Consider the following 23,839-nt stretch of genomic DNA (forward strand, 5'->3'; position numbering starts at 1 on the left):
CGTGCCGGTCGCGGCCTAACCCTTGATGGCGCCGATGATCACTCCCTTGGTGAAGTGGCGCTGGACGAACGGGTAGACGAAGAGCACCGGCAGCAGGGCGATGACGACGATGGCCATCTGGATGGCCAGGCTCGGCGGCAGGCTCTGGCCGGGGAGGGTGCCGACGCCGCTCTGGCCGACGATCAGGGACTGGCCCTGGAGGACGTACTGCCGGAGCACCACCTGCAGTGGCCACTTGGCGTTGTCGTTGAGGTAGAGGACGGCGTTGAAGAACGAGTTCCAGTAGCCGACCGCGTAGAACAGGCCGATGACCGCCGTGACGCCCTTGGACATGGGCAGCACGATGGTGCGCAGGATGCGGAACTCGTTCGCGCCGTCGATGCGGGCACTGTCGGTCACCTCGTCCGGGATGTTCATGAAGAACGCCCGCATCACCACCAGGTTGAACGCGGTGACCGCGCCGGGCAGGATCAGCGACCAGTACGTGTCGATCAGCCCCAGCGAGCTGACCAGCAGGTAGTTGGGGATCAGCCCGGGGCCGAACAGGAAGGTCAGCAGGATCAGGAAGAGCATCGGCCGGTGCAGCAGCGAGCCGGGCCGGGACAGTCCGTAGGCGGCCAGCACGGTGACGGTCAGGCTGATCGCGGTGCCGGCCAGGGTCACGCCGAGGCTGACCAGGACCGACCGGGTCACCACGCCGCCTGCGAACAGCTCCTGGTACGCGGCGAAGGAGAGCCCGCTCGGCACGGTGACCAGGCCGCCGGCCTCGGTCACCGCCTCCTGGGTGGACAGGCTGGTCAGCACGACCATGTAGATCGGGAACAGCACGCCCACCGTGATGAGCGTCAGCAGGAGCCCCTTGAGGAGAGCACCGACGCGGCTGGGCCGCTCGGCCCAGGGGGGAAGAGTCGTCATGATCGTTTGTAGATTCCCTGCTCGCCGAATCGGTGGGCGACCTTGTTGGCCACCAGGATCAGCACCAGTCCCACCAGGCCCTTCACCAGACCGGCCGCGGCGCCGTAGCTCCACTCGCCGGTGAGCAGCGTGCGCCAGTACACGAAGGTGTCCAGCACCTCGGCGGCGTCCCTGCCGACCGCGTCGCGCTGCAGGAAGAACTGCTCGAAGCCGACGTTCAGCGCCTCGCCGAGGCGCAGGATCAGCAGCAGCACGATGACCGGGCGCAGGCCGGGCAGGGTGATGTGCCAGAGCCGCCGCCAGCGGCTCGCGCCGTCGACGGCGGCGGCCTCGTAGAGGTTCTGGTTGATGGCCGCCAGCGCGGCCAGGAAGATGATCGTTCCCCAGCCGGCGTCCTTCCAGACCGTCTCCGCGGTGACCAGCACGATGAACGTGTCCGGATTCGTCATGAGATCGATGCCGCTGTAGCCGTGGTCCCTGAGCGTCTGCGAGAGCAGGCCGGCGCCGCCGAACATCTGCTGGAACAGCGTGACCACCAGCACCCACGAGAAGAAGTGCGGCATGTAGACGATGCCCTGGATGAACAGGCGCAGCCGGGGCCGCACCACGCTGTCCAGCAGCACGGCCAGCAGGATCGGCACCGGGAAGTAGAAGACCAGCTGGAACGCGGTGATCGTCAGGGTGTTGAGCGTCGCGTCCCAGAAGCTCTCGTCGAACATCAGCCACTGGAAGTTGGCGAACCCCACCCACGGGCTCTCCGCGATGCCCACGTACGGCGAGTAGTCCTGGAACGCGATCACGTTGCCGAGCAGCGGGACATAGTGGAACACGATGAGCAGCCCGATCGCCGGCAGCGCCATCAGCAGCAGCTGCCAGTCACGTTTCAGTCGCGATCCGAAGGGTTGCGGGCGCGCCCGCCTTGTCCTCGAGCCCCTTTTACGGACATCCTTGGAGGTGCCGGTGCCGGCGGGTGAGGTCAGGTCACCCGCCGGCCCGGTCTTCGCGTGGTCGCTAAGCACGGCCGTTGTCCCGCAGGACCTTCAGGTAGAAGTCGCGGGCCTCGTCCCCGCCGTCCCGCCGCCACTCGTCGGCGATCTGCTTGGCGTCGCTCACCGGGCGACGGCCGCGCATGATGTCGGTGAACTTGTCCTCGGTGGGCACCTGCAGCCCGGAGTACTTCGACGGCCGCTGGATCCTGATCCCGTCGAAGGGGCCCTTCTCGATGTAGGGGAAGGACGCGTTCTGCCACTCCACGTTGAGCTTGACCGCGTCGGGGTAGGGCCAGTCCACATAGAGCGGGCGCCCGCCGAGGAAGCCGTAGGTGTAGGCGACCTCCTTGCGGCCGAGGTCGTTCGCCTCCGGGATGCCGTTCGCGCCCCGGGTGAAGTGCTTGCCCTCCACGCCGAAGTTGGAGAGCTCGTACTCCTTGGTCCCGTACGGCGCCGCGCACCAGTTGAGGATGGCGAGGATCTCCTCCACCTGCTCCTTGGGCAGCCCCTTCTTGACGAAGGTGAAGATGCCCGCCGCGGTGTTGTGGTACATGATCGGCGTGCCGCCGTCGTGGGCGAAGAGCGGGAAGGCGCCCAGGCTGAAGTCGGGGTTCTTGCCCCGGTGCTGCTGGAGCAGCTCCTTCCAGCCGCCCAGGCCGTCGCGGTAGACGAGGATCTGCCCGGCGCCGATCAGCTCCTTCTCGTTGGCGCCCTTGCTGCTGACCACGTTCGGGTGGACCAGCTCCTCCTTGAAGACCTTCCGCATGAACTCCAGCATCAGCTCGAACTCGGGGGTCTCGTACTTGTGGACGAGCTTGCCGCCCTCGTACCGCCAGTCCTGCGGGATCCGGAAGGTCGGCCACATCACCTCGTGGATGCTGCCGAACGCCCAGCGCTTGGCCTTGGGGTCGGTGATCTCCTTGCCGAGCTGGAACAGCTCGTCGGCGGTCTTGGGGTTGGCGTTCCAGCCGTTCTTGTCGAACAGGTCCTTGCGGTAGAGCAGCGCGTAGGGGTACGGCTCGGTCGGGAACGGCACCGCCATGAGCTTGTCGTTCCAGACCGACCACTGCCAGGCGGCGGTCGGCAGGTTGGCCAGCAGCGGGTAGGGTGCGACCTTGTCGCCCTGCAGGTAGGGGGTGAGGTCCTCGAACGCCTTGTCGACGGCGGTGTTGAAGTCCGCCATCTTGTCGATCTCCCAGCTCGGGATGACCATGATCTCCGGGATGTCTCCCGCGGCGAGCCTGGCGATCGCCTTGTCGCCGTAGACGTTACCGTCGGTGATCTGGAACTCCACGGTGGCGCCGATGTCGGCGTTGACCGCCTGGAAGTAGGAGTTGCTCGCCAGACCGGGCGGCGGCGGGCCCCAGAGCGGGGTCATGGCCTTGTAGGTGCCGCCCTTGCCGGCCTTCTGGGTGAGCGCCGCGGTGGGGGCGGCCGGGTAGGAGGTGAAGCCGCCGCTGACGTCGGGGACTCCGGGCAGCGTGGAGACCGTGCCGGGAAGGTCGGGCTTGACGCCGGGGAAGGCGGTGTAGGTGGGGGTGAGGGACGTCAGCTTGTCCGCCGCGGCGGCCGTGGCGCCTCCGCTGCCCGGCCGGGGGCCGCTGGGCGCGGAACACGCGGCCAGCAGGCCGCCGCCGGCGACCGCGGCCGCGCTGAGCCCCACCAGGCCGAGGAAGCCTCGACGGCTGGTCATCGCGCCCTGGGGAAGATCTTTCACGGGGCGCTCCCTTCGTTGGTTCGAGACGGATCGGGGGGTGTCGTGGAGCATGGCTCCGGGGTAGAATTAGTTCGTCTTTCGACCAAACAAATTAGTCGAGGGTGACCGTCGCCACAAGGGACCGCCGATCGCGGGCCGCCGGGGGGCGGTCACAGATTGGTGAACGATGGGGCATGATGGGGCCAGCCTGGCCGAGCGGGAGCGGGACTCACCTTGATCACATCTACGACTGACCCGCGTCCGGCCGACTTCGCCGACGTACGGGCCACCAACCTCGCCGTCGTGCTGAGGTTCGTGCGCGAGCACGCGCCGTGCTCGCGGGCCGACATCGCGGCGTCCACCGGGTTGAACAAGGCGACCGTGTCGAGCCTGGTCGCCGATCTGATCGACCGCCGCCTGGTCAGGGAGACCGGCCTGACGGAGAACCGGGTCGGCCGCCCCGCCACGATGCTGGTGCTCGACGGCTCGCCGTACGCGGCGATCGGCATCGAGGTCAACGTCGACTACGTCACCGCGGTCGCGGTGGACCTGTCGGGGGAGAAACTGCTGTCCTGGCGGAGGTCCTTCCCCGGCGCCGCCGGCACGGCGGGGCAGGCGATGGCCACCGTCGCCGGGATCGTCCGCCGGGTGGTGAACCGGATGACCAAGCAGGAGCGCCAGGTCCTGGGGCTGACCGTGGGCGTGCCCGGACTGATCGGCACCGACGGCACCGTGCGCATCGCGCCCAACCTCGGCTGGCGCGACGCCGACCTCTGCGGCGACCTCACCAAGGCCCTGCGCGACCCGGGCTTCCCGGTCCAGGTCGACAACGACGCCAACCTGGCGGCCCTGGCCGAGCACCGCTTCGGCCCGCATGCCGGGACGGCCAACCTGGTCTACCTCACCGGCGAGATCGGGGTCGGGGCCGGGATCATCCTCGACGGCCGGCTGCGCAGGGGAGGCCAGGGGTACGGCGGCGAGATCGGCCACATCCAGCTCGACCCGCTCGGCGCCGAGTGCCGGTGCGGGCGTCTGGGCTGCCTGGAGGCCGTCGCCGGGATCGGCGCCGTGCTGGAGCACGCCACGATCTCGCCCGCCGAGGTCGAGCTCGAACTCGACGAGGTGGTGCGGCTGGCCCGCGGGGGCGACCCGCGCACGCTCGGGGTCCTCGACACCGTGGGCCGCAACCTCGGCAAGGGCGTGGCGGTGCTGGCCAACCTGCTCAACCCCGAGGTGGTCATCCTGGGCGGTTACTACGTGCCGCTCGCGCCGTGGCTGCTGCCCGCGGTGGAGACCGAGACGCGGGGGCGCGTGATCGCGCCGGACGCCGGGGGCTGCCGGGTCGTCGCCTCCACGCTCGGTTACGGCGCGGGGGCGCTGGGTGGTGCCGCGCGAGTGCTCGACTCGGTGGATTCGGGTCGTTTGCCGCGGATCTCTTGACCTAGGCCGCACGGGAGTGCACCCTTCAGGGAAGCTCCGCTCGAAACACGCGCGTAACGCACGGGTGACGACCGGAGTTTTCCCGGACCGATTATCGAAGCGCTTCGACAGAGGCGTTTTTCCAGGACAGAAAATCGAAGCGCTTCGACGCTCTCAAAGGGATGGTCCCCGATGAACGAACCGTTCCGTGACCCGGAACTTCCCCTCGCGCAGCGGATCGCGGACCTGCGGGGCAGGCTCACGCTGGAGGAGAAGGTCGGGCTGCTGCACCAGTACCAGCAGCCGGTGGAGCGGCTCGGGCTCGGCCCCTTCCGTACCGGCACCGAGGCGCTGCACGGCCTGGCCTGGCTCGGTCCCGCGACGGTGTTCCCCCAGGCGATCGGGCTGGCCAGCACCTGGGACCCCGACCTGGTACGGCGGGTCGGCGAGGCCACCAGCGACGAGGTGCTGGCCTTCCACCACAAGGATCCGGCGGGGGCCGGGCTCAACGTCTGGGCGCCGGTGGTCAACCCGCTGCGCGACCCCCGCTGGGGCCGCAACGAGGAGGGCTACTCCGAGGACCCGTGGCTGACCGGTGTGATGGCGACGGCGTACGCCTCCGGCCTTCGTGGGAGCGATCCCACGGTGCTGAAGACCGCCCCCACCCTCAAGCACTTCCTCGGGTACAACAACGAGACCGACCGCTGCGTCACCTCCAGCGACCTGCCGCCCCGGGTGCTGCGCGAGTACGAGCTCCCGGCCTACCGGTCCGCGCTGACCAGCGGCGCCGCGGTCGCCGTGATGCCCTCCTACAACCTGGTCAACGGCCGCCCGGCCCACCTCAGCCCGCTGATCGGCGAGGTGCTGCGGGCCTGGGCGCCCGACGATCTCCTCGTGGTCAGCGACGCCTACGCGCCCGCCAACCTCACCGGCCTGCAGGCCTACTACGACGATCTCCCCGAGGCCTACGCGCACGCGATCAAGGCGGGGCTCGACAGCTTCACCCAGGACGACGACCGCACCGGGGCCACCCTCGGTCACATCCACGCCGCGCTGGAGCGCGGCCTGCTCGCCGAGGCCGACGTCGACCTCGCGGTCCGGCACGCGCTCTCCATCCGCTTCCGGCTGGGCGAGTTCGACCCCACCACCCCGTACGACGACATCACCGAGGCGGTGGTCAACTGCCCCGAGCACCAGGAACTGGCCCGCGAGGCCGCCCGGCGCTCGATCGTGCTGCTGCGCAACGACGGAATCCTGCCGCTGACCTCGGTACGCAGGATCGCGGTCATCGGCCAGCTCGGTGACACCCTCATGGAGGACTGGTACTCCGGGACGCTCCCCTACGCGGTCACCGCCCGCGCCGGGCTCGCCGAGCGGTGCGAGACCGTCTTCTGTGAGGCGGTGGACCGGATCACGCTCTCGGTGGACGGCGGCCACATCGTCGCCGACCTCGACGGCGGGCCGCTCGGCATCGGTGCCGAGCCCGGCCTGTTCGACCTGTTCGACTGGGGCGGCGGCTGCTACGCGCTGCGGGCCGTGGCGACCGGGCGCCACCTGTCGGTCGGCGACGACGGCGTGCTGGTCAACGACCAGCCGGGGCCCAACGGCTGGGAGGTGCGCCAGACCTTCCGCACCGAGGAGCGTCCGCGCGGCACGCTGGCGCTCCGGCACATCTCCACGGGCCGCTACGTCGCGCTGGACGGTGAGGTCCTCCGCCTGGTCGACGACGCCGACGCCGCCGCCTGGCTCACCGTGGAGCGGGTGGTCAGCGGCGCCGAGGCCGCCGCCGCGCTCGCCGCGACCGCGGACGTGGCCGTGGTGGTCGTCGGGGACCATCCGCTGGTCAACGGCAGGGAGACCGAGGACCGCCTGGACCTGGCGCTGCCCGCCGCGCAGCAGGCGGTGGTCGAGGCGGTACGCGCCGTCAACCCGAGGACCGTCATGGTGATCAGCAGCGGCTACCCGGTGACCTGGGACGGCGACGACCCGCCCGCGGTGCTGTGGTCCTCGCACGGCGGGCAGGAGTACGGGCACGCGCTGGCCGAGGTGCTGTTCGGCGACGCCGACCCCGAGGGGCGGCTCACCCAGACCTGGTACGGCTCCGCGTGCGAGCTTCCCGACCTGCTCGACTACGACATCATCGCCGCCGACGCGACCTACCAGTACTTCCGGGGCACCCCGCTCTACCCCTTCGGCCACGGCCTCAGCTACACCACCTTCGACTACACCGACCTGGCCGTCTCGGTGCGGGGCGGCCGGCTCACCGCCTCGGCCACCGTCACCAACACCGGGGGCCGGGCCGGAGTGGAGGTCGTCCAGATCTACACCCGCCAGCGGAGCTCCCGGGTCAAGCAGGCGCTGCGCCGCCTGCGAGGCTTCGTCAAGGTGCGGCTCGCCCCCGGCGAGAGCACCCGGGTCGACTGGGACCTCGACGTTCGGGAGCTGGCCTTCTGGGATGTCACCAGGGGCCGGTTCGTCGTCGAGGACGCGTCCCACAAGATCATGATCGGTGGCTCCGCGCGCGACATCCGGCTCTGTGCCTCCTTCCACGTCGACGGCGAGCGCATCCCGCCGCGCGACGCCTTCGCGGGCCCGATCGCCGCGGTGGACCACGACGAGTACGACTCGGTGGCGTTCGTGGACGCGGCCAGGGTCTCCGGCGACGCCGTGCGCTCCACCGCCGAGGGGGCGTGGATCGTGTTCCGCTCGGTCGACCTGGGAAAGGGGGCCGCCTCCTGCTCGGTCAGCGCCACCAGTGCCGAGGGCGGCGTGATCACCCTGCGCCTGGACGACCCCCTCTACGGCCCCGTGGTCGGCGACCTCCCCGTCCCCCGCGCCGGCCGCCATGACCTCACCGAGGTGCGCGCCGGACTTGCGGAGCAGGGGGGAGTCCACGATCTTTATGTGGTGTTCGAGAACATGGGGATCACCGTGGCCGCCCTGAGCTTCGACGAGACCTCATGAGCGAGCGGGCGGTGACCATCAGCGAGGTCGCCAGGCACGCGGGGGTGGCGGTCAGCACCGTGTCGTACGTGCTCAGCGGGAAGCGCGCGATCTCGGCCGACACCCGGCGCAGGGTGCTCGACAGCGTGCGGGTCCTGGGATACCACCCCAACGCCGGGGCGAGGGCGCTGGCCAGCAAGCGGGCCAACGTCATCGCGCTGGTGCTGCCCCTGCGGGTGGGGATGCACGTCCCGGTGCTGATGCAGTTCGCCACCTCGGTGGTCACCGCCGCGCGGCAGTACGACCACGATGTGCTGCTGCTGACCGCCGACGAGGGATCGGACGGGCTGCGCAGGGCGGCGGCGAGCGCGCTGGTCGACGGGCTGGTCCTGATGGACGTGGAGCTGCACGACAGCCGGGTGCCGCTGCTCAGGGAGCTCGCCGAGCCCAGCGTGCTGATCGGTTTCCCCGCCGACTCGGCCGGGCTGACCTGCGTCGACCTCGACTTCGCGAGGGCGGGTGCGCTCTGCGTGGAGCACCTGGCCGAGCGCGGGCACACCGAGGTCGCGCTGCTCGGTGCCCCCTCGGTCGTCTACGACCGGGGCACCGGTTTCGCCCGCCGCACCCGGGAGGGCTTCGCCGCGGCCGTGGCCGACACCGGCCTGAAGGGGGTGGCCCTGTCGTGCGAGGAGAACTTCGACCAGGTGTCCGCCGTGATCGCCGAGCTGCTGGACACCAGGCCGGGCCTGTCCGGGCTGGTCGTGCACAACGAGGCCGCGGTCAACCACGTGCTGGGAGCGCTGCGCCAGCACGGCAGGCGGGTGCCCGACGACGTCGCCGTGGTGGCGATCTGCCCCGACGACATCGCGGAACGCTCCAGTCCGCCGCTGACCTCGGTGCTGATCCCGGCAGAGGAGGTGGGCCGCCAGGCGGTCCGGCTGCTCATGGAGAAGCTTGAGGGCCACGTCGTCCCCGAGGACACCCTGCTCCAGCCGCGGCTCACCGTGCGCGACAGCACCTGAGAGCCTCCGTACGGCGGGATGGCGTCACCCGGAGCCCGCGCGGAGAGTCCGGCGACGGGCTCCGGTAACGACGAAGGGCGCGCTCCCCCGAAGGGGAGGCGCGCCCATCGTTCTTCTACTCGTCGTCCTGCCGCGGGTGGGCTACCAGTCGCCCCCGCCGAAGTCTCCGCCGCCGAAGTCGCCTCCGCCGCCGAAGTCACCCCAGCCGCCGCCGCCGAAGTCGCCGCCACCGCCGAAGTCGGTGCCGCTGTCGGCGACCCCCTGCTCGTAGCCGGCGCCGTAGCCGCCGTAGCCGCCGCCGAATCCGCCGCTCAGCATGCTGCCCATCATCGTGCCGACGAGCATGCCGGTCATGACGTCGCCGAAGCCGCCGTAGTAGCCGTAGGCGTACGGCTGGTAGGCCGGTCCCGCGTCGTAGTACGGGCGGCGCTGGCCGTTGACCATGACCTCGCGCGTCTGCGGTTCGAAGCCGCGCTCGACGGCCTCGGCGTCGGCCGCGCAGGCGGGCACGTCGCGCAGCGCGCCGCCGGGCGGGGCCCAGCGCACGTCGCGGACGGAGGGCCCGTGCTGCGGGTTGAAGAAGCACGGGGAGCGCCGCTCGGGCAGCGGCTGGTGGTTGACGCGCGCCTTCACGCAGGCGAGGGCGTAGCGGCCCTCCTCCAGCGCGGTGGTCACGCCGCGGAGCTCGTCGGGGCGCTTGACCGCCGCGAGCTCCACCTTGGCCCGCTCGTAGGAGTCCAGGGCGCGCTGCCAGTCCTGCAGGTGGTCGGCGCCGTCGCCGAGCAGCTTGACGTCGGTGTCGAGGTCGGTGATCTCCTCGCCGAACTTGGTGACGTCCTCGTCCACGGTCTGCTTGACCGCGGCCAGCTCGGCGGCCTCACGGATCTCGCGATCCTTCTTCTTCTTGCGGGAGTAGAAGAAGATGCCCGCGCCACCGGCCGCGGCCAGCACCAGGATGCCGACCAGCACGCCGGTGCTGGAGCCGCTGGAGGAGCTGGAGCTGGAGGAGTCGGAGGACTTGGCGGGGACACCGGCGCCCGTCGCCGCGTCGTCCGCCAGCTTGGTGAAGTTGATCACGCTGTCGGTCGGGCTGTTGGTCTTGGCCCGTCCGAGCAGCTCGTCGATGTCGACGCCCTTGATGTTCGTGACGCCGAACGGGGTCCTGCCGCTCATCACCAGGACCGTCGACTTGGGGCCGACGCTCTTCAGGAGCGAGCTCAGCAGGGTCCTCGCCTGGGACTGGCTGGTGATCGAGTTCTCGGGGAGCATCGCCACGTAGACGGAGGAAGTCTTTTCGGCCGCGCCGCGCATGGCGTCGACGGCGTTGGCGGGCAGGCCCGCCGCGGGATCGGCGTAGAAGTGATCCCCGTCCTTCAGCTCCGAGGCGATCGCGCTGGGGTCTGGCGCCGCGGCGTGGGCCGCCGGGGCGAGCATGAAAACGGCCAGCAGCCCGGCGAGCAGTGCCATGAGCATGGCACCGAAACGGCCTGGCGCGGTTCTAATCGTGGTCACGGCAGAAAGCCTCCTTCGTCCTGAAGACGAATGAGTGGACGTCAGAGTTCCTACATCCCGACCGTATCCTTTTCCGAACCGCGTCAGGCGTCCACCGGGGCATCCGGTGTGTGATCGTCGCGCCACGGCCCGCGTGGACCGGCGCACGCGAAAGCTCCAGCGAGGGTGGCCGGGGCTCCGGAGCCTGGCCCCGGCGCGATGTCCATGAATCCCCGCCGGATCTCCGGGGCGACCGGGACGGCATGCCGAAGCCGGTGAACGTGGGCGGACACCGCGCCGGGCGGGACCTCAGACGTCCTTGATCTCGCAGATCGTGGCGCCCGAGGTGACGGTCTGGCCGACCTGTGCCGCCAGTCCGGTGATGGTGCCGGCCTTGTGCGCGGCGAGCGGCTGCTCCATCTTCATCGCCTCCAGCACGACGATCGTGTCACCGGCCGCGACGGTGTCGCCGTCGGCGGCGACGACCTTGACGATCGTGCCCTGCATCGGGCTGACCAGCGAGTCACCGCTCGCGGCCTTCTTGGCCACCCCGCCGCCGCCCCGGCGCGGCGCCTTCGACGCCGCGCCGCCCGAGCCGGGGTTCCCGGCGGCGAACCCCGCGGGGAGCACCACCTCCAGCCGCTTGCCGGCCACCTCGACGGTGATCCGCTGCCGCTCGCCCGGCTCCTCGGCCGCGCCGTGCTCTCCTACGTGCGGTGCGATCGTGTTGTCGAACTCGGTCTCGATCCATCGGGTGTGCACCGAGAACGGCTCGCCGGTGAACGCGGGATCGGCCACCACGGCACGGTGGAAGGGCAGCACGGTCGGCATGCCGTCGATCTCGAACTCGGCCAGCGCCCGGCGCGAGCGCTCCAGGGCCTGTGCCCTGCTGGCTCCGGTCACGATCAGCTTGGCGACCAGGGAGTCGAAGGACTGCGGGACGGTCATGCCGGCCTCGTAGCCGGCGTCCAGGCGCACCCCGGGGCCGGAGGGGGCGCTCATCCGCGTGATCGTGCCGGGGGCGGGCAGGAAGCCGCGCCCGGCGTCCTCGGCGTTGATCCGGAACTCGATCGAGTGGCCGCGCAGCACCGGGTCGCCGTAGCCCAGCTCCTCGCCGTCGGCGATGCGGAACATCTCCCGTACCAGGTCGACGCCGGCGACCTCCTCGGTCACCGGGTGCTCGACCTGCAGCCGGGTGTTGACCTCCAGGAAGGAGATCGTGCCGTCCTGGCCCACCAGGAACTCGCAGGTGCCGGCCCCGACGTAGCCCGCCTCGCGCAGGATCGCCTTGGAACTGGTGTAGAGCAGGTCGAGCTGCTCGGGGGTCAGGAAGGGGGCGGGTGCCTCCTCGACCAGCTTCTGGTGGCGGCGCTGCAGCGAGCAGTCACGGGTGGACACCACGACCACGTTGCCGTGGGTGTCGGCCAGGCACTGGGTCTCCACGTGCCGGGGACGGTCCAGGTAGCGCTCGACGAAGCACTCGCCCCTGCCGAACGCGGTGACCGCCTCGCGGACCGCGCTGTCGTACAGTTCGGGGATCTCCTCCGCGGTGCGCGCCACCTTCAGCCCGCGCCCGCCGCCTCCGTAGGCGGCCTTGATCGCGATCGGCAGGCCGTGCTCGGCGGCGAAGGCGACGACCTCCTCGCTCCCGGAGACCGGATCCTTGGTGCCGGCCACGAGCGGCGCGCCGACCTTCTGCGCGATGTGGCGGGCCTGCACCTTGTCGCCGAGTGCGGTGATCGCGGCCGGCGGCGGGCCGATCCAGGTCAGGCCGGCGTCGATGACCGCCTGGGCGAAGTCGGCGTTCTCGGCCAGGAAGCCGTAGCCGGGGTGTACGGCGTCCGCCCCGGTCTCCGCGGCGACCCGCAGCAGCTTGGTGATGTCGAGGTAGGTTTCCGCGGGCGTCTGGCCACCAAGGGCGTGCGCCTCGTCCGCGACCCGGACATGGAGTGCGTCCAGGTCCTGGTCGGAGTAGACGGCGACGCTGGCCAACCCGGCGTCCTTGCACGCGCGGGCGATTCGCACCGCGATCTCACCACGGTTGGCGATCAAGACCTTATGCACCGACGTCGTTCCCTTCAGGCGTGCGAACAGGGGGCTGGCGGGCCTCCAACGGAGTGTAAGCGGCGCTTGATGGCGAAGCCGAGGGGGGTCCTACCTGCCCAGGTACGCGCCGCCGTTGACGTGCAGAACCTGCCCGGTCACGTGGCGTGCCTCAGCGGAGGCGACGAACCTCACGGTCTCGGCGACGTCGTCAGGAGTCCCGGCCCTGCCGTTTCTGGTGCCCTCGACCCTGCGGCGCACCCCCTCTTCGGTGAGACGGCCCCGGAAGAACTCGGTGTCCACGATCAGACCGGGGGAGACCACGTTGGCGGTGACGCCCCGCGGCCCCAGCTCGGCGGCCAGGTCGGCGGTCCACGCCTCCACGGCCGCCTTGGCCGCGCCGTAGGACCCGGAGCCGGTGCCCCTGGCCGCGATGGAACCGATTGTGATGATCCGGCCGCCCTCGGCGAGGCGCGGGATGAGCGCGCTGGTGACCAGCACGGCCGACATCAGGTTGGCGTTGAGGTTGGCCCACCAGCCCTCCGCCACGTCCATCAGGTCGTCGCCGGACGGCACGCGGTCCAGGTTGGTGTTCCCGCCCGCGTTGTTGACCAGCACGTCCACCCGCGCGGGCAGCCGTTCCAGCGCCTCGCCCACCGCCACCGGGTTGGCCGCGTTGAACGCCACGTACGAGACGCCCAGCCGGTCGGCCGCCTCCTTGAGCACCTGCTCGCGCCGCCCGGTGACGGTCACCCGGTCGCCCTGCGCGGCGAACGCCGTCGCGATGGCGTAGCCGATCCCGGTGCCTCCGCCCGTCACCACAATCTCACGCACTGCCCATATCTCCTTGAATCACTAAAAATCAAGACAATGAAGAACGTTAGCCTCTCAGTGGAGAAGGGAACGTCCATAGCCGCTCGGTATATCCCGGATACCCCTGTGATCCGTACGCCTATCGTGATTTCGTTTGGTGACCAACCCCCGACACCGATCCGAAGGAGACTGGCATGAGCCAGAACTTGCTCGGCGGCAACCCCGCGGAAATGCAGCAGATGGCCACCCAGTTCACCCAGCAGGCCGACCAGGTCAGAGCCACCGTGGCCGCCCTTGACAGGGAGGCGGCGAAGGTCGGAACCGCCTGGACGGGGCCCGGCGCCCAGCGTTTCAGCGAGGCCTGGCAGAACTACCGCGCCGCTTTCCAGCGCATGTCCGAGGAGCTCGGCGAGGCTTCTCGGGTGATCAACACCTACCGCGGCAATATCGAGTCCGCCACGCGATAGGAAACGGCCCGCCGAAATGCCCCGGTTCTGGAAAGACCGGGGCATTTTCAGGTGATGGCCGCCTGAACGGGGGTCACCGAGCCCAGGGTCACCAGCAGGCCGCGCCCCGGGGGGCCGCCGACCGCGCCGCGGGGCAGCCGGACCGTGAACAGGTCGCCGTCGGCGGGGCTCTGGACCGAGAGCAGCAGGCCGGTGCGCCCCTTGCGGGTCTCGGCCGCGAAACCTCGGTAGGCGGTGGTCAGGTCGCCCGTGGTACCGCCGATGATCATGCCGTGCTCGCCGTCCCTGCCGCTCCGGAGCACCTGTTCGAGCGCGGTGCCCAGGGGGGAGTCCGGGGAGATCAGCTCGGCGTCGTCGACGATCACGACGTAGCGGTCCTGCCCCGCGACGGCCTCGTGCAGGTCACCGTTCGCGTCCAGCACGGCCAGCACGCCCGGGGTGTCCACCAGCGTGCACAGCGGGCTGCGCCGGGGAGTCACCAGGACCGTGGGGGTGCCCTGGGAGAGCAGGGAGTGGGTGGCGGTCAGCAGTGCCGTGGACCTGCCGGACCTGGGCGGCCCCGCGACGACCGCGCCGGGGCCGTGGGCGAGCAGGTCGACGCCGAGCGGGGCCAGCGAGTCGCCCCCGGCGCCGAACAGCGCCCACAGCGGCGACGGCGGCCGGAAGGAGGGCACCAGATCCAGGACCTGCGCCGCGGTGACGCGCATCGGCAGCGCGTCCACCCGCATCGGCGGGTCGGCGGTGATCTCCGGTGCCGACCGGGCCAGCGCCTGGAGCGCGGCGACCTGCGCCGGTCCCGAGGGGTCGTCGCAGAGCAGCGCGATCTGGCTCTCGGTCGTGCCGTACTCGCCGACAGACAGCGCGCGGCCCGGCGCGAGGGTCGTGGGCAGGTCCTTGACCGGCAGCCCGGCCAGGCCGTAGTCGGACGGGTCGGCCAGCCGCAGGATCAGCCGGTCGTCGAAGACCGTGGAGATCTGCCCGAGCAGCACGGACCTGTCACCGGTCACCACGGCCCGCAGCCCGACCGCGGGTCCCTCCCGCAGCAGCTGCATCAGCGAATCGATCAGCCGCCCGTAGTCGTAGCCCTCGAACGCGGCGACGAATCCCTCCCACCGGTCGAGCAACAGGACCAGCCACGGCAGCCGGGGGCCGTCCGGGCCGGCGCGCAGCTCGGCCAGCGAGGCGTACCCGGCCTCGGCGAGGAGCTGCTGGCGCCGCCCCACCTCCGCGCGGAGCCGGGCCAGCAGCCGCTCCACCCGGTCGAGCTGGTCGCGCGTCACCACGGCACCGCAGTGCGGCATCGCCATCAGGGGCAGCAGCGCCCCCGAGCCGCAGTCGATCGCGTGCACGTGCACGTCGTCGGGGGAGGTCTGGCCGGCGATCGCCCCCGCGAGCGTGCGCAGCGCCGTGGACCGCCCGCTCCGCGAGGCGCCCGCGACGAGCAGATGCCCCCCTCCCGCGAGGTCGAGCGCCAGTGCCCGCCGGTCCTGCGCCCAGGGCATGTCGGTGACCCCGAAGGCCAGCGGCGGCACCTCCTCGGCCCCCGCCCGGTAGGGCAGACCGGTGGACGGTGTGGCGAGGCCGGGGACGACCATGAGCTCGGGGAGCGGTTCGAGCCAGGGGCTCGGCTGCTCCGCGACTCCGGCGACGCGGGCCGCCTCGACGAGGGCGTCGGTGAGTACGGACAGGTCGGTGACGTGGCCCCCCTCGACCCCCGCGCGCGCCGGCCTGGGGCGTCCCAGAGCCTGCCAGCCGACCTCCGTCACCCGCACCCTGGCCTCGCCGCCCGAGACACCGGGGCTCCGTCCGCCGATCCGCGCGGTCTGCACCGCCGTCGCCGCGCCCGCGCCCGACTTCACATAACACCGGCCGGGAGCGGACTTGGGGATGTACGAGGCGTCCGGACGGTCGATGACGTCGGTGGACTCGGTGGACTCGGTGACCCGCAGCGCGATCCGCAGGGACGTGTTGGCCTGGATGTCGGCGGTCACCACCCCGCCGGGGCGCTGGGTGGCGAGGATGAGGTGGATGCCGAGCGAGCGCCCCCGCCTGGCGATGTCGACCAGTCCGGTCATGAAGTCGGGCAGCTCGCTGACCATGGCCGCGAACTCGTCGATGACCAGCACCAGCCGGGGCAGCGGGGCCGGAGGCTCGGCGCGCCCGCGCAGCGGCCTGACCGGCGCGCCGCCCCCGGCGACGAGCAGGTCACGGGAGGCGCGGGCCGTGCGGGCGTCGCGCAACTCGTGGTAGTCCTCGATGTCCTTCGCTCCCACGGCCAGCAGCAGGCGCTCACGGCGGCGGATCTCGGCGGCCAGTGAGGCCAGGGCCCGCTGGGTCAGGTGGCCGTCGAGGTCGCTGACCATGCCCACCGTGTGCGGCAGCCGCACGCACTCCTTGAACGCGGCGCCGCCCTTGTAGTCGATCAGCACGAACGTCATCTCGTCCGGCCTGTTGGCCACCGCCAGCGAGCAGATCAGGGTCTGCAGCAGCTCCGACTTGCCCGCGCCGGTGGTGCCCGCGATGAGCGCGTGCGGTCCGTCCCTGCGCAGGTCGACCGAGAAAGGTCCCTCGGGGCCCACCCCCACCACGGCCTCGGTCGCCCGGCCCCAGCGCTCGGCCAGGGCCGCACCGGAGACGGAGGGCAGCTCCAGCAGGTCGAGCAGCCGCGCGGAGCCCGGCAGGGCGAGGCCGGCGTCGTCGCGGCTGACGTCGCGGATCGGCGCCAGCGAGCGGGCCAGCCGGTCACACCAGGCGGCCGTCACCTGGTCGGCCAGGATCTCGCCGAGGTCGTCCAGACCGCCGCCGCGCAGCCGCACGGTGCCGTCGGCCTGCATGGCGGCGACGGTGGCGCACTCCTCGGGCAGCAGCCGCTGGTCGCCGTCCACCGCCAGGGTGTAGACGCCCGCGCGGGGTCCCTGGCGCAGCACCTGGGGCATGCCCGGCAGCGCGCGCAGCACCTGCGCGCCGTCGAGCACCACCAGCACGTCGTAGGGGCGCTCGTCGTAGACGGGGGCGGCGTACGGCTGCTCGGACCCGCCACCCCCCAGATCGCCCCAGCCGGCCGGTACGCGGCCGAGCCTGGCCGCGGGCCCCGCGGCGGCGTCGTCGCCGAGGCGCTCGTCGATCAGCGCGGCCAGCTCGCTCACCCTGCGGGCCGCGGCCTCGGGGTCGGCGCCGACCAGGGCCACGCAGTCCTCGCCGCCGCGCGGGGCGCAGTGCGGCAGCCACCGTACCCAGCTCCAGCGCTCCTCGCCGTCACCGTGCGCGGAGAGCACGACGATCGCCAGGTCGCGCGGGCTGTGCAGGGCGGCGGCCTGGCCGACCAGCCAGCGCGCCAGCCCGGCCGTCGTCTCCCTGGGCCCGGTCAGACCGGTGACGCCCAGGCGGCGCATGGCAAGTGCCACCGGCACCGCCTGGCAGGTGGGCGGGGCGGGCATCGGGGCGTCGGCCGGCGCGGAGCGCTCGGGGGTGAACTCCAGGTCGGCGGGGAGGTCGGCGAGGCCGACCCGGAGCCGCAGCGCGTCGGGGTCGTGGTCGCGCCGCTCCCAGAGCCGCCGCCGGGGGCCCGTCACGGTGAGCAGCACCTCGGCGGGGTCGGGCGCGGCGGCGCGGCGGGCGGTCTCGTCGTCGGCACGGGCGCGCTCCACGGCCGCCTCGAAGACCTTCAGCCGCTCCCGGTACTCCTTGAGCTGCAGGCGGTACTTCTTGCGGCCGTGCCGCCGGTCGCTCCACCACTGGCCGATCATGATCAGCGGTGTCATGAGCGCGAACAGCAGGAAGTACCACGTCTGGAGCGCCCAGGCCATGCCGAACCCCAGCGCCGCGGGCAGGAACGCGGTCAGCAGTTGCAGCCGCATGGTCTCGGCCCGTCTGGGCTCGGCCGGGACCTCGAAACGCCGCGCGCCGCCCGGCGGGCGGAACCTGGGCGGCCGGTTGTAGGCCAGGCCGCCGTCCGGCTGCGCGTCCAGGTGCGCGTCGGGCGGCTCCACCGCCTTGAGGGTCAGCACGCTGCCGCCGCAGCTCAGCAGGGCGTGCTCGGGCCAGGGCAGCGGACCTTCCAGCCGCTCGCGGTCGAGCAGGGCCCCGGCCCTGTCCCCCGGGTCCCCCGGCTCCACGGTGATGGCGTCCGGGGTGAGCCGCACCACGGCGGCCAGCGCGGGCAGCCGGGGGTCGGACACGGCCACCGAGCAGGCGGGGTCGGAGCCGATGGTGTGCACGCCCAGGCTGAGGCGGTGCACCGACCCGGCGGCGGGCCCGCCGACCACCCGGATCTCCACGATCCCGCCGGGCTCCTCGGCGAGGGTGGCCATGGCGAGCGAGCGGTCGAGGGTGACCAGGTCGCCGTCGCGGAGCAGGCCGAGCGCGGGGGCGGCGGGGTCGAGGGGGCGGCCGTCCAGCCAGAGCGCCGGGGGCTCGGCCCCGGCCGAGTCGCGGCCCAGCCCGTACGGGGCCTTGCTGCGTGTCAGCCGCACCACGTTGCTCGGACGTTCGCCGCCCTGGCCCGCGAGTGACTCCGCGAGCCGTGCCACCGTGGTCGTCTCGTCGCCCTCGACCACGACATCGCGGTCGGCGTGCTCGCTGAGCACGGTGAGCATGATCCGCATCGACGCTCTCCTCGGGTCAGGCCCCGGATCCACCGTACAGAGTGGAAACGGGGTCCGAGAGGGTGTTCGCGGCAATCTCATGGCTCGCGACCCGGTATGTGGAAAACATCCCAGCCTGTGGATAACTCTCCGTAGGCGGCGGCCGTTTATACCGCTTTATGGGGATATTTGGTGATTTATCGCCTCCTGGGGGCCGGCCTGCCCGCGGTATGGAGCTGTGGAAAACCTGTTCGGAGAACCGGCGGAACGGCGGGCCGCGGTCCGGGCCCGAAGCTCGCCCATCTTCTCCTCGAGCAGCCCGGCGTACGCGCTGACCTCGGAGGTCACCTCGGCCAGCCCGACGGCCGCGCGGTGCAGCCCCTCGATCATTCGCTCCGTCGCGGGGGCGGCGGTGAGGCGTTCGACCCCGCGACGGCGCATTCGCCCGGCCGCCGAGCGGAAAAGGAGCCTGACCCGTCCCCCGCCCGAGGCGTCGCGCCCGGATGATGTGGCCATCTCTCCAGGGTGCCACATTTTGAACGGGTTCAGGGTTAAGGAGGGCGCACATCCCGTGAGCGATGGAGTGAAGGAGGAGGTGGGGCGCCGTAATGACGGAGGTAAATGCTGGGACGATTGGTGCAAGAGTTAATTACCGTCCTTATCACCCAGATAAGTGTCCCGTCATCTAGCGAAACCGCCACTTTCTTCTGAAGCGGCGTTGACAGACGTGTTCCTATCAAACGAGCATGGGTTCTGGTTTTTGTCCGGCAGCCCGTCGGCATGGTGCGCATAATGGCGTAAATTCGACCAGTAGTCCCCATATTTATGATCACTCTGGGAGTCCCCCTACCCATGAGGACCAGTGAGAAGCCAACGGGCCGTGTCCCGGTGAACGCCGAGCGCCAGTCGTCGGCGGGCACCCTGTCCGGGCCGGCGTCGCGCAAGCTTCCCGTGCCCCCACGCGAGCGCAAACCAGCCCTCGCCGCCCTCGCCGTCCTCCTCATCCTGGGCGGCGCCCTCGCCACCACCCTGCTCGTCCTGCGCAGCGGCGACCGCGTCTCGGCGATCGCCGTCTCCCAGCAGATCGGCGCCGGCCAGCAGTTCACCGAGGCGATGCTCAAGGAGGTCCAGATCGCCGACACCGGCATCGGCTACGTGGCCTGGTCCCAGCGCGCCCGCGTCGCGGAGAACTTCGCCCGCGTCACCCTCATCCCCGGAACGCTCCTGACCCGCGAGATGGTGGTCTCCGCCAGCAGGGAGCTGGGCCCCGGCAAGGCCCAGGTCGGTCTCGCCCTCAAACCCGGCCAGTCACCGGGCACCCTGGAGCGCGGAGACCGGGTCCAGGTCGTCTACGTGCCGAGCAGGGGCGGCGGCGCCGGCCAGGAGCGGCGGGTGCTGGCGCAGAGCGCCCTGGTCCACCAGATCGGCACGCCCGGCAGGAGCGGTGCGAACGGCCTGGTCACCATCATCGTGGACAGTTCCATCTCACCGGAGGTCGTCGCGTACGCCTCCACCGGTGAGATCGCGCTCGCCGAGCTGCCGGGAGCACGCTGACGTGGCGCTCATCGTGCTGGCCGCGGACAAGGGCGCGCCCGGAGTGACCACGGCGGCCACCGCGCTCGGCGCGATCTGGCCGCGCCCGGTGCTGCTCGCCGAGTGCGACCCGGCGGGCGGAGATCTCGCCTACCGCCTGCCCGCGGCCGACGGCGGCGTGCTCAACCCGGCCAGGGGCCTGCTCACCCTGGGGGCCACGGCCCGGCGCGGCCTGCACCCGGAACAGATCCACGAGCACACCCAGAAGATCATCGGTGGTCTGGACATACTGGCGGGGCTGACCCACGGCGAACAGGCGGCCGGGCTGACCTGGCTCTGGGGTCCGCTCGGCCGGGCACTGGCCACGATGCCCGGCGCCGACGTGCTGGCCGACTGCGGACGCCTCGGCGGCCACCCCCAGCTGGCCGAGCTGACCGCGGAGGCCTCGCTGGTGGTGCTGTTCACCAGGGCGAGCCTGGACCACGTCGCCCACCTGCGGGAACGCCTGCAGATCATGCCTCGCGAGCCGCAGGTGGGCGTGGTCGTGATCGCCGACCCCCGGCAGTACCGCACGATGATCGAGGAGGTCCGCCGGATCGTCGTGGGCACCGGCAGGAACCTCGCCTTCGTGAGCGGGCTCGCGCACGACCCCAAGGGCGCGGAGCTGCTGCGCGGCCAGTGGGGCGGGCGCCTGGACCGCTCCCTGCTGATCCGCACCGCCCGGGAGCTGGGCGGCCGCCTCGCCGCACAGGTCAGCGCTCCCGAGCCGGTCATGGGCGTGCCCGTCGAGCCGTCGAGCGGAGCCAGGCCGTGACCATCGACCACACGCTGGTGAAGCGCTTCCGGCAGGACGTCGGAGACAGGCTGGCCCACCAGCGCCGCCTGGACCAGGCCAGCGGCCTGCAGCCGATGACCGGTGAGGACGAGCGCCAGTTCGCCCGCGCGCTGATCGCCCAGATCCTGGAGGAGTTCGCCCGCGGCGAGATCGGCGTCGGCAGGACCCCGCCCACCGCCGAGGAGGAGGAGGCGCTGGCCGCGGGGATCCACGCGGCCCTGTTCGGCGTCGGCCGCCTCCAACCCCTGCTGGACGACCCCGAGGTCGAGAACATCGACATCAACGGCTGCGACCGGGTGTTCGTCGGCTACGCCGACGGCCAGGAGATCATGCGTGAGCCCGTGGCCGAGTCCGACGAGGAACTGGTCGAGCTGGTCCAGATCCTCGCCGCCTACAGCGGCCTGTCCAGCAGGCCGTTCGACACCGCCAACCCCCAGCTCGACCTGCGCCTTCCCGACGGCTCCCGGCTCTCGGCCGTGATGGACGTGACGGTCCGCCCGTCCATCTCCATCCGCCGCTCCCGGCTGGGCAAGGTCTTTCTCAGCGACCTGGTGGGAAACGGCAGCCTGACCCCGGAGTTGGGGCGTTTTCTGGCGGCGGCGGTGGCGGCCAGGAAGAACATCATGATTTCCGGTTCGACCAACGCCGGGAAAACGACACTGCTGCGCGCCCTGGCCAATGAGATTCCGCCCACCGAGCGGCTCATCACCGTCGAGCGCGCCCTCGAACTCGGCCTCGACCAATTCCCGGAACTCCATCCCAACGTGGTCGCCTTCGAGCAGCGGCTGCCCAATTCCGAGGGCCAGGGCGAGATCACCATGGCGGAACTGGTCCGCCGCTCCCTGCGCATGAACCCGTCCAGGGTGATCGTCGGAGAGGTCCTCGGCGACGAGATCGTCACCATGCTCAACGCGATGACCCAGGGCAACGACGGCTCGCTGTCGACGATTCACGCCAACTCCTCGATGGAGGTCTTCAACCGCATCGCGACCTACGCGCTCCAGGCCACGGAGCGCCTGCCGATCGAGGCCACCCACATGCTCATCGCGGGTGCGATCGACTTCGTGGTGTTCATCGAGAAGCGCAACGACTACGCGGTGGGAGGCAGGCTGCGGCGCTTCGTGTCGAGCGTGCGCGAGGTGGCCGGAGTGGACGGCAGGGTGCTCTCCTCGGAGGTGTTCGCCATGACGCCCGACGGCCGGGTCGTGCCGCACGCGCCGCTGTCGTGCCTGGAGGAGCTCGCCCACTTCGGCTACGACCCGGGAGGCTGGACATGACCTCCCTGCCTCCGGGCCTGTTCGACCCGCTGGTGCTGCTGGCCGGCATCGCGATCGGCGCGGGGCTGTTCCTGCTCGTCGTCGCGCTGTACGGGGTGCGCCCCCGCCCGTCGTCCCCCGGCAGGAAGGCGGGCAGGCGCGAGTTCGTCCGCGCCCTGTCCACCCGTACCGCGGTGGGGGTCATCGTCGGGGTGGTCGTGCTCGTGGTGACCGGGTGGCCGGTCATGGCGGTCGGAGCCGTGCTCCTCGCCCTGGCCTGGCGGGGCCTGTCCGGCGGAGCCGCCGAGGAGCGGACCGCGATGCGCAGGCTGGAGGCCCTGGCCGCCTGGACCGAGTCGCTCCGCGACACCATCGCCGGGGCGGCCGGGCTGGAGCAGGCGATCCCGTCCTCGATCCGGGCGGCGGCCCCCACGCTCCGCCCGCACCTGCGGTCGATGGTCGACCGCCTGCACACCAGGATGGCGCTGCCCGACGCGCTCAGGCGCTTCGCCGACGAGCTCGACGACCCCTCCGCCGACCTGGTCGTGGCCGCCCTCATCCTCAACTCCAAGCTGCGCGGTCCCGGCCTGCGTGACGTGCTCGGCGCGCTGGCCGTCTCCGCCCGCGAGGAGCTCGACATGCGCCGCCGGGTCGAGGCCGAGCGCCGCTCCACCCGGCGGAGCGTGCAGATCGTGGTCGGCACGGCCATCGCCTTCGCCGTCATGCTCGTGGTGTTCAACCCCTCCTACGTCGAGGAGTACGACAACGCGCTCGGCCAGGCCGTGCTCGTGGTGGTCGCCGGGCTGTTCGGCGCGGGGTTCGCCTGGATGCGCCGCCTGGCCCGCTTCGACAAACCCGCCCGCCTGCTGGGCCTGCCCTCCGGGGGTGAGGTGTCCGATGACTGAGGCGCTGCTGGCGGGCTCCGTGCTCGGGATGGGCCTGTTCCTGCTGTTCCGGGCGCTGTTCCCGGCCCGCCCAGGGCTGGTGACGCGGCTGCTGGCGCTCGACGCGGCCCGCGAGGGCACCGACGCGCCTCGCGCCCGGCTCATCCTGCCCGACGAGGAGGTCAGCGTCTTCCGGCGCGGCCTGGGGGAGCGGATGGCCCGCTTCTACGCGGCCAGGGGCTGGGAGGCGCGCTCCGCCAGGGCCGACCTGGCGCTGCTCGGCAGGTCGTTCGAGGGCTTCCTGGCCACCAAGGTGCTGCTGGCGGTCTCCGGGCTGCTGGCCTTCCCGCTGCTGGTCGGCTGGCTGGTGCTGATGGACTGGGGCGTCTCCCTCACCGTCCCGCTCTGGGCGGCACTCGTGGTCGCCGGGGTCTTCTTCGTCCTGCCGGACCTGCAGGTCAAGCGGGACGCCGCGCGGATGCGCCGCGACTTCCGGCACGTCGTCGGCTCCTTCCTGGACCTCGTCGCGATGAACCTGGCGGGCGGGCGCGGGGTGCCCGAGGCGCTGATGATGGCGGTCTCGGTGGGCAGTCCCGGCCCCGACGAGGAAGGCGCCAACTGGGCGATGTCCCGTATCCGCGAGGCGCTCGGCAACGCCAGGATCGTCGGCATCACCCCCTGGCAGGCCCTCGGCCAGCTCGGTGACGAGATCAACGTCGACGAGTTGCGCGACCTGTCCGCGGCGCTCGGCCTGGTCGCCGACGACGGCGCCAAGGTCCGCTCGTCCCTCACCGCCCGTGCCGCGACCATGCGCCGCCGTGAGCTGGCCGAGATCGAGGGGCAGGCGGGCGAGCGCTCCCAGTCGATGCTCGTCGCCCAGCTCCTGCTCTGCGCGGGTTTCGTGATCTTTCTAAGTTTTCCGGCCGCTATGAAGATGTTGGGGTCCTGAC

General features: G+C 71.6%; 17 protein-coding genes. 9 read left to right on the forward strand and 8 right to left on the reverse strand.

Annotated features, from left to right (window positions below; all coding sequences use genetic code 11):
• Nucleotides 1-15 precede the first annotated feature (15 nt).
• The 3 genes from ACWD3H_RS23820 to ACWD3H_RS23830 are packed head-to-tail and all read right to left on the reverse strand — an operon-like array spanning nt 16 to nt 3,621.
• Nucleotides 16-915: a carbohydrate ABC transporter permease gene (locus ACWD3H_RS23820; RefSeq protein WP_355552970.1), complete on the reverse strand. Its 900-nt coding sequence runs from the start codon at nt 913-915 to the stop codon at nt 16-18.
• Nucleotides 912-1,934 carry an ABC transporter permease gene (locus ACWD3H_RS23825; protein WP_451956519.1) on the reverse strand — a complete coding sequence of 341 codons (1,023 nt, stop codon included), beginning with the start codon at nt 1,932-1,934 and terminating at the stop codon, nt 912-914. The genes ACWD3H_RS23820 and ACWD3H_RS23825 overlap by 4 nt, the downstream gene beginning before the upstream one ends.
• The gene (locus tag ACWD3H_RS23830; RefSeq protein WP_451956520.1) at nt 1,927-3,621 is read right to left on the reverse strand and encodes an extracellular solute-binding protein; all 1,695 of its coding nucleotides are present in this window, start codon (nt 3,619-3,621) and stop codon (nt 1,927-1,929) included. The genes ACWD3H_RS23825 and ACWD3H_RS23830 overlap by 8 nt, the downstream gene beginning before the upstream one ends.
• A gap of 213 nt (nt 3,622-3,834) precedes the next feature.
• Between ACWD3H_RS23830 and ACWD3H_RS23835 the strand changes: the two genes are divergently transcribed.
• The 3 genes from ACWD3H_RS23835 (at nt 3,835) to ACWD3H_RS23845 (ending at nt 8,984) form a co-directional block, all read left to right on the forward strand.
• On the forward strand, nt 3,835-5,040 hold the full coding sequence (locus tag ACWD3H_RS23835; protein ID WP_350911807.1) for an ROK family transcriptional regulator: 1,206 nt from the start codon (nt 3,835-3,837) through the stop codon (nt 5,038-5,040).
• 171 nt (nt 5,041-5,211) lie between these two features.
• Entirely contained in the window at nt 5,212-7,983 is a 2,772-nt protein-coding gene (locus ACWD3H_RS23840; RefSeq protein ID WP_451956521.1) for a glycoside hydrolase family 3 C-terminal domain-containing protein, read from the forward strand.
• The gene (locus ACWD3H_RS23845; RefSeq protein WP_350911811.1) at nt 7,980-8,984 is read left to right on the forward strand and encodes a LacI family DNA-binding transcriptional regulator; all 1,005 of its coding nucleotides are present in this window, start codon (nt 7,980-7,982) and stop codon (nt 8,982-8,984) included. Before ACWD3H_RS23840 ends, ACWD3H_RS23845 begins: the two co-directional genes overlap by 4 nt.
• Nucleotides 8,985-9,125: 141 nt before the next feature.
• Here the strand turns inward: ACWD3H_RS23845 and ACWD3H_RS23850 are convergent, their stop codons facing one another.
• From ACWD3H_RS23850 to ACWD3H_RS23860, 3 genes are all read right to left on the reverse strand, one after another.
• Nucleotides 9,126-10,496, reverse strand: coding sequence for a hypothetical protein (locus ACWD3H_RS23850; protein ID WP_451956522.1), 1,371 nt, complete (start codon nt 10,494-10,496; stop codon nt 9,126-9,128).
• A gap of 288 nt (nt 10,497-10,784) precedes the next feature.
• Nucleotides 10,785-12,539, reverse strand: a complete 1,755-nt coding sequence (locus ACWD3H_RS23855) for an acetyl/propionyl/methylcrotonyl-CoA carboxylase subunit alpha (RefSeq protein ID WP_355552956.1) — start codon at nt 12,537-12,539, stop codon at nt 10,785-10,787.
• 90 nt (nt 12,540-12,629) lie between these two features.
• The gene (locus ACWD3H_RS23860) at nt 12,630-13,352 is read right to left on the reverse strand and encodes an SDR family NAD(P)-dependent oxidoreductase (RefSeq protein WP_350951727.1); all 723 of its coding nucleotides are present in this window, start codon (nt 13,350-13,352) and stop codon (nt 12,630-12,632) included.
• 173 nt (nt 13,353-13,525) lie between these two features.
• Here ACWD3H_RS23860 and ACWD3H_RS23865 point away from each other — a divergent pair, with 173 nt between their 5' ends.
• Entirely contained in the window at nt 13,526-13,798 is a 273-nt protein-coding gene (locus tag ACWD3H_RS23865; RefSeq protein ID WP_030907662.1) for a WXG100 family type VII secretion target, read from the forward strand.
• 47 nt (nt 13,799-13,845) lie between these two features.
• Here the strand turns inward: ACWD3H_RS23865 and ACWD3H_RS23870 are convergent, their stop codons facing one another.
• A complete protein-coding gene (locus ACWD3H_RS23870; RefSeq protein ID WP_451956523.1) occupies nt 13,846-18,402 on the reverse strand; it encodes an FtsK/SpoIIIE domain-containing protein in 4,557 nt (1,518 codons plus the stop codon).
• 156 nt (nt 18,403-18,558) lie between these two features.
• Nucleotides 18,559-18,897 (reverse strand): hypothetical protein, encoded by a 339-nt coding sequence (locus tag ACWD3H_RS23875; protein ID WP_451956524.1) that lies wholly within the window; start codon nt 18,895-18,897, stop codon nt 18,559-18,561.
• 336 nt (nt 18,898-19,233) lie between these two features.
• Here ACWD3H_RS23875 and ACWD3H_RS23880 point away from each other — a divergent pair, with 336 nt between their 5' ends.
• From ACWD3H_RS23880 to ACWD3H_RS23900, 5 genes are read left to right on the forward strand one after another with little or no spacing between them, the layout of a single operon-like run.
• Complete coding sequence (locus ACWD3H_RS23880; RefSeq protein ID WP_051751733.1) at nt 19,234-19,935, forward strand: CpaB family protein; 702 nt, start codon at nt 19,234-19,236, stop codon at nt 19,933-19,935.
• Nucleotide 19,936: 1 nt separating this feature from the next.
• The gene (locus tag ACWD3H_RS23885; protein WP_355552945.1) at nt 19,937-20,728 is read left to right on the forward strand and encodes a hypothetical protein; all 792 of its coding nucleotides are present in this window, start codon (nt 19,937-19,939) and stop codon (nt 20,726-20,728) included.
• Nucleotides 20,725-22,026: a CpaF family protein gene (locus ACWD3H_RS23890; RefSeq protein WP_355552942.1), complete on the forward strand. Its 1,302-nt coding sequence runs from the start codon at nt 20,725-20,727 to the stop codon at nt 22,024-22,026. The genes ACWD3H_RS23885 and ACWD3H_RS23890 overlap by 4 nt, the downstream gene beginning before the upstream one ends.
• Nucleotides 22,023-22,910 carry a type II secretion system F family protein gene (locus ACWD3H_RS23895; RefSeq protein WP_355552939.1) on the forward strand — a complete coding sequence of 296 codons (888 nt, stop codon included), beginning with the start codon at nt 22,023-22,025 and terminating at the stop codon, nt 22,908-22,910. The genes ACWD3H_RS23890 and ACWD3H_RS23895 overlap by 4 nt, the downstream gene beginning before the upstream one ends.
• Complete coding sequence (locus tag ACWD3H_RS23900) at nt 22,903-23,838, forward strand: type II secretion system F family protein (protein WP_350911827.1); 936 nt, start codon at nt 22,903-22,905, stop codon at nt 23,836-23,838. Before ACWD3H_RS23895 ends, ACWD3H_RS23900 begins: the two co-directional genes overlap by 8 nt.
• Nucleotide 23,839 lies beyond the last annotated feature (1 nt).

Source organism: Streptosporangium sp. NPDC002607 (assembly GCF_053592655.1).

Excerpts from the sequence above, each read along its gene's own strand:
- ACWD3H_RS23820 (WP_355552970.1), bottom strand. The coding sequence starts at position 915 with ATGACGACTCTTCCCCCCTGGGCCGAGCGGCCCAGCCGCGTCGGTGCT.
- ACWD3H_RS23840 (WP_451956521.1), top strand. The coding sequence starts at position 5,212 with ATGAACGAACCGTTCCGTGACCCGGAACTTCCCCTCGCGCAGCGGATC.
- ACWD3H_RS23845 (WP_350911811.1), top strand. The coding sequence starts at position 7,980 with ATGAGCGAGCGGGCGGTGACCATCAGCGAGGTCGCCAGGCACGCGGGG.
- ACWD3H_RS23865 (WP_030907662.1), top strand. The coding sequence starts at position 13,526 with ATGAGCCAGAACTTGCTCGGCGGCAACCCCGCGGAAATGCAGCAGATG.
- ACWD3H_RS23870 (WP_451956523.1), bottom strand. The coding sequence starts at position 18,402 with ATGCGGATCATGCTCACCGTGCTCAGCGAGCACGCCGACCGCGATGTC.
- ACWD3H_RS23875 (WP_451956524.1), bottom strand. The coding sequence starts at position 18,897 with ATGGCCACATCATCCGGGCGCGACGCCTCGGGCGGGGGACGGGTCAGG.
- ACWD3H_RS23880 (WP_051751733.1), top strand. The coding sequence starts at position 19,234 with ATGAGGACCAGTGAGAAGCCAACGGGCCGTGTCCCGGTGAACGCCGAG.
- ACWD3H_RS23895 (WP_355552939.1), top strand. The coding sequence starts at position 22,023 with ATGACCTCCCTGCCTCCGGGCCTGTTCGACCCGCTGGTGCTGCTGGCC.
- ACWD3H_RS23900 (WP_350911827.1), top strand. The coding sequence starts at position 22,903 with ATGACTGAGGCGCTGCTGGCGGGCTCCGTGCTCGGGATGGGCCTGTTC.